At 67.3% G+C, this 13,314-nt stretch carries 9 protein-coding genes and 1 pseudogene; 7 read left to right on the forward strand and 3 right to left on the reverse strand.

The genetic code is table 11. The annotated features are described in order from the left end of the window. Positions 1-34 precede the first annotated feature (34 nt). Positions 35-1,270: a PucR family transcriptional regulator gene (locus tag ABT304_RS02745; protein ID WP_350713232.1), complete on the forward strand. Its 1,236-nt coding sequence runs from the start codon at positions 35-37 to the stop codon at positions 1,268-1,270. Here the strand turns inward: ABT304_RS02745 and ABT304_RS02750 are convergent. Next, positions 1,267-2,253: an FAD-dependent oxidoreductase gene (locus tag ABT304_RS02750; protein WP_350713233.1), complete on the reverse strand. Its 987-nt coding sequence runs from the start codon at positions 2,251-2,253 to the stop codon at positions 1,267-1,269. The two genes, ABT304_RS02745 and ABT304_RS02750, sit on opposite strands and share 4 nt — an antisense overlap. On the opposite strand from ABT304_RS02750, the gene ABT304_RS02755 reads away from it, so the two are divergent. Beyond that, positions 2,252-2,542, forward strand: coding sequence for a hypothetical protein (locus tag ABT304_RS02755; RefSeq protein ID WP_350713234.1), 291 nt, complete (start codon positions 2,252-2,254; stop codon positions 2,540-2,542). The two genes, ABT304_RS02750 and ABT304_RS02755, sit on opposite strands and share 2 nt — an antisense overlap. A gap of 7 nt (positions 2,543-2,549) precedes the next feature. Here the strand turns inward: ABT304_RS02755 and ABT304_RS02760 are convergent. Further along, positions 2,550-2,666 (reverse strand): annotated as a pseudogene (locus tag ABT304_RS02760) (ferredoxin); the annotation flags it as partial. Positions 2,667-3,006: 340 nt separating this feature from the next. On the opposite strand from ABT304_RS02760, the gene ABT304_RS02765 reads away from it, so the two are divergent. The 5 genes from ABT304_RS02765 (at position 3,007) to ABT304_RS02785 (ending at position 12,117) form a co-directional block, all read left to right on the forward strand. Further along, entirely contained in the window at positions 3,007-4,413 is a 1,407-nt protein-coding gene (locus ABT304_RS02765; protein WP_350713235.1) for a fatty acid desaturase, read from the forward strand. Between the two features lie 716 nt (positions 4,414-5,129). Further along, complete coding sequence (locus ABT304_RS02770; RefSeq protein ID WP_350713236.1) at positions 5,130-7,844, forward strand: helix-turn-helix transcriptional regulator; 2,715 nt, start codon at positions 5,130-5,132, stop codon at positions 7,842-7,844. A gap of 219 nt (positions 7,845-8,063) precedes the next feature. Beyond that, complete coding sequence (gene glpK, locus ABT304_RS02775; RefSeq protein ID WP_350713237.1) at positions 8,064-9,611, forward strand: glycerol kinase GlpK; 1,548 nt, start codon at positions 8,064-8,066, stop codon at positions 9,609-9,611. Continuing rightward, a complete protein-coding gene (locus ABT304_RS02780) occupies positions 9,608-11,236 on the forward strand; it encodes a glycerol-3-phosphate dehydrogenase/oxidase (RefSeq protein ID WP_350713238.1) in 1,629 nt (542 codons plus the stop codon). Before glpK ends, ABT304_RS02780 begins: the two co-directional genes overlap by 4 nt. Before the next feature lie 38 nt (positions 11,237-11,274). Next, on the forward strand, positions 11,275-12,117 hold the full coding sequence (locus tag ABT304_RS02785; RefSeq protein ID WP_350713239.1) for an alpha/beta hydrolase: 843 nt from the start codon (positions 11,275-11,277) through the stop codon (positions 12,115-12,117). A gap of 94 nt (positions 12,118-12,211) precedes the next feature. On the opposite strand, the gene ABT304_RS02790 is transcribed toward ABT304_RS02785, so the two are convergent. After that, the gene (locus tag ABT304_RS02790) at positions 12,212-13,177 is read right to left on the reverse strand and encodes an esterase/lipase family protein (RefSeq protein WP_350713240.1); all 966 of its coding nucleotides are present in this window, start codon (positions 13,175-13,177) and stop codon (positions 12,212-12,214) included. Positions 13,178-13,314 lie beyond the last annotated feature (137 nt).

Consider the following 13,314-nt stretch of genomic DNA (forward strand, 5'->3'; position numbering starts at 1 on the left):
GCCAGCGCGTCTATCCGTTCGGGAGGGATCTCAGTTGACTATCGATGTACTTCCCACCGAGCTCGCCTCCTGGCTGCCCGAGTTCGTCTCCGATGAACTGCGCCCAGAGATGGTCGCCGAGTGGGTCACCCGGACGAGCAGCGCGATCCGGCGTGACCTGCCCGAACTTGCCTTGGAGCCGGATTTCGTCGCGATCCTGGATGATGCCGTCAAAGAGCACTGGCTTGCGTTTCTGGCAGCCTTCGTCCAACCCGAGTTCCGTGTCCAGCTGCCAGGAGCGGGCCGTCGGATGGCTCGTGAGGTCGCTGACCGCCAGTTGCCACTGGAACTGCTGATCAAGATCTACCGAGCCGCTCAGCAGGAGTCGTGGCGCTACGTAACCGGCGTCGTCAACGCACTGCCTAGCTACCAGATCGACCATGCTGCGCTGCTGATTTTCTTCTGGGGACGCGCGAGCTCGTGGATCGACGCGTCGATAACAGAGTCCGCCGAGATCTTTCACATCGAGAGTTCCCGTCACACCAACGGCGTAGCCACACAGCGGTATGAGGTCGTAAAGGCCCTCTTGGCACGAGAATCCACTGACCCTCGCCGCACCTTGGCCGCTCTGGGCGGCTATCCGATGTCGGTGCAACACACCGCCTTGATCCTCAAGGCCGCTAACGCCGACGCGATCGATGAGCTCGACCGGCTTGCCCACGACGCCGCCCGCCGACTCGGCGGCAGCAGTCCTCTTGTGGTGCGCCCTGGGGGCCGCCACCTGTGGGCCTGGATCGGCACACGTGACCAGCCGGAGATGGACCGTCTCGACGACTTCATCCCCGACCTGGCGAGCATCAGGGCCGTCTTGTACGCCGGCGCACCAGCACCGGGCGGGGAAGGCTTCGTCAGCAGCCACGAAGATGCCCGACGCACCCTGCAGATCGCCGCAAGGGGTGACACATCCACACCAGTCTTGCGCTACGAGCAGGTGGAGCTCCTTTCCCTGCTTGGCTGCAGTCCCGAGGTCGACCGCTTCGTCGACCGTGTGTTGGGACCACTGGCGGCACCGGACGAGCCGACCGTGCGGATTCGCGAGACCGTTCTCGCATTCCTGTCGCTCGGAGGGAACGCGGAGGAGGCAGCCGAACAGCTCTGCGTACACCGCAACACCGTCCGGTATCGGCTCGGTCGGGCCGAGGAACTGCTGGACCGGCCAATAACCAAGACCGGTGACGAGGTTCGGCTGGCAATCCAGCACTGGGAGCTCTTCCACGCCCCCGGCACCTAGGCTGAGTAGCCGGCCGCTTCGACGGCCCGTTCACACCTGTGCAGATGGGCGCTCGACGTAACGCGTGCGTGCGAGTCCATCGCCTCATCCCAGTCACCGCCATATAGGATGCGGCGGCACAGTTTCATGATGTCGCCACCGCGATCGATGCTCAGCGCGCCCACAACCTGTCGGCCGCGACGGTAGAGAACGAAGACACCCGGTCCCGGTTCGCCGGCGACACTGACAGCGTCGGCGCGATGGCTGCCCACGAACTGGATGCGGTGGACGTACCAGTCCGACCAGAGGTTTGGGAGCGACCGGAACGGCTCCCCGGCGCCGTCGCTGGTTGCGTTGCGTCCAGCCTGCGCACCGCTCTCGGCGGCGCTCGTCCAGTGCTCAGTACGGGCCAGTGTGCTGTTGAGTGCCGCATCGGGCGCGTGGACGACGTCGCCCGCGGCCCAGATGCCCGGCACGCTGGTCTGAAGGTCTGCGCCGCAGACGAGGCCTCGGTCGTGGTCGTGGAGCCGGATCCCGGTGTTCTCCAACCAACTGGTCGCCGGGCGGGCCCCGATGCCGACGACAACCAGGTCGGCCTCGACACGGGTGGCATCCTCGAGGAGGACCGCTGAAACCTGGCCGTCATGGCCCTCGAAACCGGACACCGTCACTCCGAGCCGCACTGCGGTGCCGGCATGGCGATGCAACTCGAGCAACTCCGAAACCACCGCCAGGCCGACCGACTGCTTCATCGGCAGCAACTCGCTGTCGAGAATCGTCGTGCCCATCCCACGCTTGCCGGCGGCAGAAGCAACTTCGGAGCCGATAGAACCTGTACCGATGACAATCACATGAGTCGCCCTGCCGAGACCCTCCCGGATGCGATCCGCATCCTGAACAGTCCGCAGCCCGAACGCACCGTCGATGTCCGCCTGACCGGGCAACTCGATCGGCGCCGCGGCCCGTGGCGATGACGAGCCGGTCGTACGCGACCCCACCCCCATGCTCGAACCCCACCACCCGCTCGGCGGTGTCCAGGCTCACCGCCGCGGAGCCGAGCAGCACGTCCACGCCGAGATCGTCGACGAGTTGACGGCTGGTGCGGAACGGGACGACCTTCCTGGCGATGACAGCGGCATCCAGATGGTCCTCGGACAATGGGGCCGGTCGTACGGCTTGATCGTCTCCGTCCCGGCAAGCCGATTCGGCCTCCCCACCCTGCCGCTCGAGCGGACTCGACGGCGCGCAGTCCAGCAAGGCCACCGCCGACGACGAGCAGCGATTCATCCCTGATCACGGATCAGCCCTGGATCGTCAGGGCACGCACCGGACAAGCCTGCACGGCCGCATGCACCTCGCTGCGCTCACTCTCGGGCGGGTTCTCCTCGAGCACCACCATAGTGTCGTCGTCATCGAGCTCGAAGTAGCCATCGCCTCACACATGCCAAGCCCCCTCGCACCTGTCCCGGTCGACCACGATCCTCATGTCAGGTTCCTTTCACGACGTTCTGCTGACCGCCTCACCCTCGCATCACACCACTGCTCGCGGCTTGGGGCGGAGTGTCAATCCGGCGTCGCCTCTTGGACCTAGGCACAGTCTCGGAGGCGTCGCATCGCGAATGGACGAACAGACTGGCCCTGCACACAAAAGGCGGCATAGATCTTGAACCAGGCCACGAGCGGGACGGGGGCCGCACTTGCGAATCTCGTGGCACCGGGCTGTACCAGCGGCCTGGGACAATCCGAGGAGGCCCGTCATGAATGCAGCAGCGGTGTCCAACCGCACCCACGCGAAGTGGAAGGACAAGAAGCGCTACCTTTGGGTGCTCGGCATCGCCGTGCCCTTGTTACCGATCATCGGCGTCCTGCTGATGGAGGCGACCGGTTCGAGTCTATGGTTTTGGCTCACACCAGTGATGTTCTTCGTCGTCATCCCACTCTTGGATCTGTTTTCGGGATACGACGACACCAACCCGCCCGATGAGGTCATCGAGGCGCTGGAGAACGACAAGTACTACCGCTGGGTGACCTTCCTCTATCTCCCGGTGCAATACGCAGGCTTCGTCGGCGCTCTGTGGTACCTGGCATCGCATGACCTGTCCACCGTCGACCGGATCGCGATCGCCGTCTCAGTCGGCATCGTCGGAGGCGTCGCCATCAACACCGCCCACGAGCTCGGCCACAAGCGCGAGGGCGCCGAACGCTGGCTCTCTAAGATTGCACTGGCCCAGACGTTCTACGGCCATTTCTACATCGAGCACAATCGCGGCCACCACGTCCGCGTCGCCACCCCGGACGACCCCGCCTCCGCCCAGATGGGCGAGACCTTCTACGGATCCTGGCCGCGCACCGTCGCCGGCTCGCTGGCCTCGTCGTGGCACCTGGAGAAGAAGCGCTACGCCCGCAAGAAGCAGCACCCGTTCCGCCTGGGGAACGACGTCCTCAACGCGTGGCTCATGTCGGTGGCACTGTGGGGCGGCCTTGCCCTGTGGCTCGGGCCCGTCATCCTTCCCTACCTGCTGCTCCAGGCCGTCGTCGGGTTCTCCCTCCTGGAGGCGGTGAACTACATGGAGCACTACGGGATGCTGCGCCAGAAAGTCGGTGCTGGCGGTCGGCAGCGCTACGAGCGCGTCAATCCCTCACACAGTTGGAACAGCAACAACATCGCCACCAACGTCTTACTCTACCACCTGCAGCGCCACAGCGATCATCACGCCAACCCGACCCGGCGCTATCAGACCCTGCGGGACTTCCCGGAGTCGCCGGTGCTCCCGACCGGCTATACCGGCATGATCGTGGTGGCGCTCATCCCTCCGCTGTTCTGGCACATCATGGACAAGCGAGTCGCCGCACATTACGACGGAGACCTGACACTGGCGAACATCTCCCCGCGGAAACGCGGGCGAGTTCTGGCCAGATGGGGCGCCAAGGAGCACGCTTGCACAACGTCCGAGGACGTCACCATTGCGACTACCTCCGCGGTCGAGGTCCTTGCTGCCAAGTGCCCCGGCTGCGATTACCTTTACGAGGTCGCCTCCGGCAACGACCTGGAGGGCTTTGCGGCGGGCACGGCCTGGAGCGACGTTCCCGACGACTGGTGCTGCCCCGACTGCGGAGTCCGGGAGAAGGTCGACTTCAGTCCAGTCGACCCCGCCCGGGCCTGAGCCGGGCAGCGATTGACGGGCGAGCGATGAAACCAGCACGTCACAATCCGCTCGTCACCCATGCGGCGACCGTCACACGTTGAAGCAGGGTCAACAACGCACCTCGACCACAGGCAGGGTGAGGTGCCGTGGGTGATCCTACCGACCATCGAGTCCGCCGTGACCAGGCTGTTGACCGCGAGCTGGTAGCGGACATCCTCGAGAATCTGCGCCCGGCGCGATCCGCACGACGAGTTCGTCAAGATGCACGCACATCGCGTCGGTGAGTCCACGATCCAGTCGATGACCTCCTGGGCCTCCCGCACCAAGGCGCTCTCCTCGATCCGATCCGCTACGGGCAGCCAGTCGCTCGTCACCCACCCTTCAATGCGGCCGCTGTCGTGCGCATATGGTAGGGATACATATCCCGAACAACGAGGCGCCGTGGGTGCATAGTGCCGCGTCAGCGCACCGTGTGGCGGCCAAGGCGCACACTGGCCGCACCGCGGCGCAAAGCAAACCCGGCCACCAGGGGTCCGGTCAACTGGTGCTCCGAGGCGTACGTGGCGCCTTTCCCCACCGTCGTCACCGAGCCATGACCGCTACCTACTTGACCGCCGAGTCATCGAAAGTCGCGCTGCCCGCCCGTGTATGATGTCTCAGACGAGCCCAGTGGTCCGATGTGGCCGGGTTTGGAGTGATCATTGAGTGAGTCTCGCGATTCCGGGTGGCCACTGGTGGGCCGCGTGGAAGAGTTCGCTCTCGTCGCGGATATTTTGGCATCCGCCCGTGCCGGGCGCGGCGGCGGGGCGCTTTTCGTCACCGGCGAGCCGGGGATGGGAAAGACCGCTGTCCTGGAGCGCGTCTCCGCAGAAGCGAAGATGCGGGTTCTGCGATTGGCCGGATCCGCTATGGAGACCGATCTGGAGTTCGCCGGCCTGCATACCCTACTGCGAGGTATGGAGGGACATGTCGGGCGGCTGGCGGAAGTGCAGGCCGCCGCTCTTTCGTCGATAGGGGGCACCGAGTCCCGGCCCCCGGATCCGCTGGTGACGGGGATCGCCTTCCTGAACCTCCTCACCCGGGTGAGTGCCGATGAACCTGTGCTGGTGGTTGTGGACAACCTCGACCGGCTGGACAGGTCGTCACGGCAGGCAATCATGTTTACGGCGGGCCGGGTCGGGGACAAGCCAATCGCCATCCTCTGTGCGGCCTGCACGCTCCCAGGCGGTCTCGATGTATTGGAGCTTGCGCTGGACCCGTTGGACGACGTCGCCGCACGGGCCCTGCTCCAGCAGAGGCACGCGGATCTGTCGCCGACGGCGGCCGATCGCGTACTGGCCGTCGCGGGGGGCAGCCCGCTGGCGATCATCGAGCTAGCGAAGCAACTGACCACGCGGCAGCGTGCCGGGGTCGACCCGCTGCCGGATCCCTTGCCGCTGGGGGCTCGGCTGCAGAGCACCTACGAAGCCGAACTCGACCAGCTGACCTCGGCAGGTCGCGACCTGGTTACCCTCTTGGCCCTTGAAGACTCCGTCGGTCTGCGCACCCTGTTGTCCGCCGCGCAGGCCATGGGAAGGCACGGCCGTGCCACGTTGGCTACTGCGGAAGACGCCGGACTTGTGGTGGTCAAGGGCACCTCCGTGGCATTTCGGAAGCCGCTGATGCGTTCGGCGGTGCTACGCGGCAGCACCTACGATAGGCGCCGTCGCGCCCACCTCGCCCTTGCGGCCGTGCTCGTCCACGGCGACGTGGCCGACCGCCGCGCCGCACACCTCGCCGCGGCGGCCACCGGACCCGACGAGCACATCGCCCGGCTGCTGGAGCAATCGGCGGCGCGTTCGGTCCGACGCGGGGGTACCAAGGCCAAAGCACGGATGTTGGAAGAAGCCGCTGAGCTCAGCCCAGACATCCGGGACCGCGACCGGCGTCTGCTGCTGGCAGCCGGGGCGGCGTGGAGCGCCGGGCACGCGGGCCGCGCCGCCGTGCTGCTGGACAGGGCCGGGTCACAGGATGAACGCGATACCGTCGCGCGCGCTCGGGTGTCAAGACTACGCGGTCTCATCGCGCTCGGCAGGGGCGAGCTGCGTATCGCCTGCGAGCACCTTCTCGTGGCAGCAGATCTGCTGTCCGCGTCTGTCCAGGCTCCGGACGAGGCGGCCTCCCAGGACGCCCACCAGGATGCGGTCGTCGTCCCGCTCGGCGATCTGCTGCGTACGGTGTACGCCGCGTGGGCCGCCGACCTTCCGACATGGTTCCTGGCCGGGCTCGATCGAATCCGGGCCTTGGCGGCGGCCGTCGGCCCAGCGGCGGCAGACCACCCGTATGCGGAGGTGCTGAACCACTTCACCAAGGCGTCGGGCGAGCGCCCGACGGACGAGCTGGGGCCGCTGCTGCAGCCCAATCTGGTGCTCTTTGGCTCCCATGCCGACGCGCTGCGCTGCCTGGAACGGGCAGGGGCCCGGCTGCGCCGGGGGCAGGCTGTCGGCTCGCTGCCGTTCCTGCTGGCCGCGACGGCCCCCGCCGCGGCGCTCACCGGCCGCGGTGACATCGCGGCGGCCCTGCTCGTCGAGACCGAGCAGGTCGCGGCCCGGATCGGGCAGGACTGGCTGGTGGGACAGGCCGCCGCTCACACCGCCGTCACTCACGGCATCGGCGGTCGGGCGGCGGAGTGCCGGCGCGAGGTGCAACGGGTGCACGAGCTGGCCGGCAGCGAGAACAGGCTGGCCGCGGCGCAGGCCCGGCTTGCCCTGGGCCTGCTGGCCGCCGCGGATGGCCGCTGGGAGGAGTCATGGGCGCGGTTGCGCCCGCTGGCAGGGCCGCAGCCCGCGCATCCGGGGCTGGCCCTGCAGTTCGCCGCCGACGTGGTGGAGGCCGCCCTACGCTGCGACCGTACGGACGACACCGCTCACCTGCGGGAGGTGGTGGCACGTGCCGCCGCCGGCTCGATCGATCCGGACCTACTGACCACGGCCGAGCACTGCGAGGCGCTGCGCGCCGCCGCTGAGCAGACCGACACGGCCACGGTGGAGCGGCACTTCCGGGCCGCGACGGACATCGCCGGTCATTCCCTGTACGCCCGCGGCCGGGCGCTGCTGTCGTACGGCGAGTGGCTGCGCCGGACAGGCCGCCCAGCCGAGGCCCGCGACCCGCTGCGGGAGGCGGCCGAGGTGCTGGCAAGCGTGGGCGCCGGGGGGTTCGCCGGCCGGGCGCAGTGTGAGCTGCGAGCAGCGGGGGAGAGAGTGGAAGCTGGTGCTCGTGCGGCTCTCACCGCGCAGGAACTGCAGGTCGCCAAGCGCGCCGCGCGCGGGCTGACGAACCGGGCGATCGCAGCGCAGCTGCACATCTCGCCGCGCACCGTGGGTTACCACCTCTACAACCTGTTCCCGAAACTGGGCGTCAGCGACCGCCGCCAGCTCGCCGACATCGATCTGGGCGACGAAGAAGCCTGACCCGTGTTCGGGAGTTGAATCCCAAGCGACCACGACAACCCGGTCATGTGACAGATGCTGTGGACCGTCTCAGCACTCACAATGGAAATGCAACAAGGGACCCATGCTGTGGTCGGTGGACGCGGGCGTCCGGCGATGGCCGTGAACTCCATGGGCCGGGCTCGTGCCGCCTCGTTAGCCGTCTGTCCGCCCCACCGCACCTGATTCTGAAAGCCATCCGTGATCGACACATACACCGCAGGCCCGTTCATCGCCGCGATCGACCAGGGCACCACCTCCTCCCGCTGCATCATCTCAGACAAGGGCGGCCGTATCATCGCGGTCGACCAGAAGGAACACGAGCAGATCTTCCCGGAGCCGGGCTGGGTGGAGCACAATGCCACGGAGATCTGGGCCAACGTCCAGGAGGTCGTCGACGGCGCCGTCGCCATGGCGGCCATCACGTCCTCCGACGTGAAGGCCATCGGCATCACCAACCAACGCGAGACCACAGTCCTGTGGGACAAGAACACCGGCGAGCCGGTCTACAACGCCTTGGTCTGGCAAGATACTCGCACCGCCGAACTCTGCCGCGAGCTGGGCCGAAACGTGGGCCAGGACCGCTTCCGCCGCGAGACCGGGCTGCCGCTGGCCTCATACTTCGCCGGTCCCAAGGTCCGCTGGCTGCTGGACAACGTCGATGGCCTGCGTGAGCGCGCCGAGGCCGGCGACATCCTCTTCGGCACCATGGACTCGTGGGTGATCTGGAACCTGACCGGCGGCCCAGACGGAGGCGTGCACGTCACTGACGTGACCAACGCGTCCCGCACCCTACTGATGAACCTGCACACGCTGGACTGGGACGACGAACTGTTGAACTCCATCGGGGTGCCGCGTTCGGTGCTGCCAGAGATCCGTTCGTCCGCCGAGGTCTACGGTCACGCCGCCACCGGCTCCCTCCAGGGCGTTCCGGTCGCCTCGGCGCTCGGCGACCAGCAGGCGGCGTTGTTTGGCCAGGCCTGCTACGCCGAGGGTGAGGCCAAGTCCACGTACGGCACCGGCACCTTTCTGCTGATGAACACAGGTGACAAGGTCGTCAACTCATACAATGGGCTACTGACCACAGTCGGCTACCGGATCGGCGACGAGGCCCCGGTCTACGCCCTGGAGGGCTCGATCGCAGTCACGGGTTCGCTGGTGCAGTGGATGCGTGACCAGTTGGGCCTGATCTCCACCGCAGCGGAGATCGAGTCCCTCGCGCTGAGCGTCGAGGACAACGGCGGCGCGTACTTCGTGCCAGCCTTCTCCGGCCTGTTCGCACCCTATTGGCGCGACGATGCCCGGGGTGTGATCGCGGGCCTCACCCGCTATGTCACCAAAGCGCACATCGCCCGCGCCGTGCTGGAGGCCACCGCCTGGCAGACGCGTGAGATCTGCGACGCGATGACCAAGGACTCGGGCGTGGAGCTAGCCACGCTCAGGGTCGACGGCGGCATGACTTCCAACAACCTGCTGATGCAGAACCTTTCGGACTTCCTGGACGCCCCCGTGGTGCGCCCGCTGGTCGCCGAAACAACCTGTCTGGGCGCAGCCTACGCTGCCGGCCTCGCGGTCGGCTTCTGGCCGAACACCGACGCGCTGCGCGCCAACTGGCGCCGTGCCGCGGAGTGGACTCCCCAAATGGACGACGACACCCGCAAGCGCGAGTACAAGAACTGGCTCAAGGCCGTCCAACGGACCCTGGACTGGGCGGAAGACGAGCACCGAGAAGCAGGAGACGAGCGATGACCACCTCGCAGAGCACTACCCACACGGCCGCGATCGGATCACTCGGCGTATATCCCGCATCCAACGTCAATGCCTCGCGCGCCAAGACCCGGGAGCTGCTGTCGCGGGCCGCCTATGACCTGCTGGTGATCGGCGGCGGCATCCTGGGCACCTCGGTAGCCTGGCACGCTGCGCAGTCGGGGCTACGGGTGGCGATGGTGGACGCTGGCGACTTCGCCGGCGCCACGTCCTCTGCCTCCTCGAAACTCGTGCACGGCGGTCTGCGCTATCTGCAGACCGGCGCAGTCAAGCTCGTCGCCGAGAACCACCACGAGCGCCGCATTCTGGCCAACGACGTCGCCCCGCACCTAGTCAACCCGCTCACCTTCCATCTGCCGGTCTACAAGGGCGGACCGGTCGGCGCCGCGAAGCTCGGCGCGGGAGTGTTCGCCTACTCGGCCCTGTCCGCCTTCGGCGACGGCATCGGCAAGCTGATCTCCCCGGCGAAGGCGCAGGCAGTGAATCCAGCGCTGCGTACGGAGAACCTTAAGGCCGTCGCCGTCTACTACGACCACCAGATGAACGACGCGCGGGTGGCCGTGATGACGGTGCGCGCGGCGGTCGAAGCGGGCGCAGTGGTGCTCAACCACGCCGAGGTCACCGGACTGCGCACCACCCGAGGCCGAGTCACGGGGGCGGACCTCAGGGACGGCCAGGACCACGCCGAGTTCGGCGTGAACGCCCGGGTGGTCCTGAACGCCGCTGGCCCGTGGGTCGATCACCTGCGCCGGATGGAGAACCCGGGAGCCGCTCCGTCCATCCGTCTGTCCAAGGGTGCGCACCTGGTGCTCAAGCGCAAGTCGCCCTGGAAGGCCGCGATGGCCACCCCAATTGACAAGCACCGCATTACCTTCGCCCTGCCGTGGGAGGACCAACTGCTGCTCGGCACCACCGACGAGCCCTACGACGGCGACCCGGCCGACGTGGCGGCCACCGAAGCCGATGTCACCCAGATCCTCGACGAGGCCGCCTTCTCGGTGCGAGGTGCCGAGCTCGACCGATCGCTGATGACCTACGCTTTCGCCGGGCTGCGCGTGCTCCCAAGCGGTCCCGGCGGTGTGGAGACGGCCAAGCGGGAGACCGTCGTCACCGAAGGCAGCGGAGGCATGTTGTCAGTCGCGGGCGGCAAGTGGACCACCTACCGGCACATCGGACGGGAGGTGATGAACAAGCTCGCCAACTCTTCCGGCGCTGTCCTCGCGGAGGATATGGAACCGATGAAATCCCTGGTACGCCGCACCCCCTTGCCCGGCGTCGCCAACCCCAACGCCGTCGCGCACCGGCTGCTGATCGACCGCGAACTGGGCCACCGCATGGACCCGCTGACGGCCCGTCACCTCGCCACCCACTACGGCTCGCTGGCCTTCGACGTCGCCCGGCTGGCAAACGATGACCCGGGGCTGGGCGAACGCATCCACCCCGATGGGCCCGAGATCTGGGCCCAGGTCATCTACGCCCGTGACCACGAATGGGCGGAGACGGCGGACGATGTCCTGCGCCGCCGTACCACCCTGACCGTCCGCGGCCTCGACACCCCCGGTGTCCGTGCCCGCGTCGAAAACCTGCTGGCACAGCGGGTCTGCTGAACCGACAACCTTCCGATCTATCCTTTAGGAGCAGCAACATGTATGTCTTCACAAGCCAGGACGATGTCAGGATCCACGTCCACGAGTGGGCCCCGGACGGGCCGCCGCGCGGCATCGTCCAGCTCGCCCACGGTATGGGTGAGCACGCCGCCCGCTACGCCCCGCTTGCCGAGGCACTCGTGGCGGCGGGTTACGCCGTCTACGCCGGGGACCACCGCGGCCACGGCATGAGTATCCACACCACGCCTGGCGACTTCGGCGACGACGGCTGGAACCGTCTGGTGGCCGACGTGGCTGCCATCTCCCGTACGGCCCGCGAGCGGCACCCGGGTCTGCCGCTGGTCCTGGTCGGCCACAGCATGGGCTCGTTCGCGTCGCAGCAGTATCTGCTGGACTACGCGGAGCTGGTGGACGGTATCGCCCTGTGCGGCACCAGCGCGCCGGACCAGCTCTTCGCAGGGCTGGCCGGCAGCGGCGACGACATGATGGCGGCGCTCAACAAGTCGTTCGAGCCCGTGCGTACGTCGGCCGACTGGCTGAGCCGGGATGAGGCGCAGGTGGACGCCTACATTGCGGACCCCCTGTGCGGCTTCGCGCTGCAGGACGCGTCGATGGGTGCGCTGGTCGCAGCAGCACCCCGGCTCGCCGAGCCGGTGGGCATGCCTGCGGATCTGCCGCTGTACGTGCTGGTCGGTGACCGCGATCCGGTGAACGCGGGCCTTGCCCTGAGCGACCTGCTGGTCCAGCGCTACCGCGACGCTGGGCTGCGCGACGTCACATATCGTACGTACCCCGAGGCGCGCCACGAGCTGTTCAACGAGACCAACCGCGACGAGGTGTTCGGCGAGTTGATCGCTTGGATCGACCGCGTCGTCGGCTGACAATCCATCGTCGGCTGACATCCAGCAGCCGCGCTTGCAGCTCAGAGGGACAGGAGCTGAAGGGCGGGGCGCCAGGGCGCCCCGCCCGCAAGCGTCAACCAGTCACCGCATAGTCGCGCAGGGCGGGCTCATGAGAGGTGTGCGGGAGCGTCGCGAACGCGGTCAGCCCGGCGATGCCGGTGGCCAGCAGGCTGCTCCGGCCGGCGTAGTCGATGCCTGGGTAGTCGGAATGGAGACACACACTGCGGCTGACCCGGGTTTCGTTGGCTGGGCCGGTATGGGTCAGCGCATCTATGACGAGGGCGAAGGTTGCCGCGTCGGACAGCATGCCGATGTGGCCCACAACGCGTGCCGGACAGACGTCCTGGACCAGCAGGTTGGTGGCTCCGGGGAAGTTCGTCGCGATCGGAGCCGGAAAGACAACCTCGTCCGAGTTGCTGCCGATGGAGGTGAAGGAGACCGAGCTGTCGAGGGATTGACGGCGCAGCGCGGTCATCCACTTCGAGCCGGTGACCATTTGGTGCATCAGGTCCGGACACCGTGACGGCGCGCATAGAGCGTCGGCGAACCCGGTTCCATTCTGTGGGCCGGCCAGGGCCACGAAGTCGTCCACGCGGTCGGGCAGGTCCGGCCAGAAGCGCAGCGCCCACGTGGGCAGCACCCCGCCCTGGCTGTGCCCGATGATCGAGACCTCACGTCCGCTGACGTCGTTGATCTCTCGGATGGCGTGTACGACGTATTCGACTGTGGTCTGCATGTCGATGGTGGCGCGCTGCGGGAGGGTGACAGTGCACACTGGGTGGCCCTTGGCGGAAAGCGCCCGCTGATAGCCCCAGGTCCAGGTCTCGGAGGGGGTGGTGAAGGTGCCGTGCACCAGCAGGATCGGTGTCTTGGTGGCCTTGCTCAGCCCGGAGGTGCAACTCAGGGCTTGTTGCAGCGTCGTGCCTGGGGTTTGCAGTGCGGGTCCGGAGTGGGCGGCGGCCGGCGCTGAGGACACACCGACGGCGGTCACGAACAGCACAGCCAAGATGGCTGCGGTTCTTTTCAACAGGATCTTCATTCGCGGCTCCTAAGAGGACGAGGGCAGCGGTGTGCCCTGTGACGCGAGCGTACGAACGACAAGGGGAAGGTTGCCATGACATGTCGGGCCAGCTGTTTGACAGTTACGGCCACACCGGCTGAAACGAGGTGACGAGC

It is taken from the genome of Nocardioides sp. NPDC000445, from assembly GCF_040300245.1.
Lineage (GTDB): Bacteria > Actinomycetota > Actinomycetes > Propionibacteriales > Nocardioidaceae > Nocardioides.

What these genes read in the sequence shown, in the direction of transcription:
- ABT304_RS02790 (WP_350713240.1), bottom strand. Translation starts at nt 13,177, where the DNA reads ATGAAGATCCTGTTGAAAAGAACCGCAGCCATCTTGGCTGTGCTGTTC.
- ABT304_RS02765 (WP_350713235.1), top strand. Translation starts at nt 3,007, where the DNA reads ATGAATGCAGCAGCGGTGTCCAACCGCACCCACGCGAAGTGGAAGGAC.
- ABT304_RS02785 (WP_350713239.1), top strand. Translation starts at nt 11,275, where the DNA reads ATGTATGTCTTCACAAGCCAGGACGATGTCAGGATCCACGTCCACGAG.
- ABT304_RS02755 (WP_350713234.1), top strand. Translation starts at nt 2,252, where the DNA reads ATGCTCGAACCCCACCACCCGCTCGGCGGTGTCCAGGCTCACCGCCGC.
- ABT304_RS02780 (WP_350713238.1), top strand. Translation starts at nt 9,608, where the DNA reads ATGACCACCTCGCAGAGCACTACCCACACGGCCGCGATCGGATCACTC.
- ABT304_RS02750 (WP_350713233.1), bottom strand. Translation starts at nt 2,253, where the DNA reads ATGGGGGTGGGGTCGCGTACGACCGGCTCGTCATCGCCACGGGCCGCG.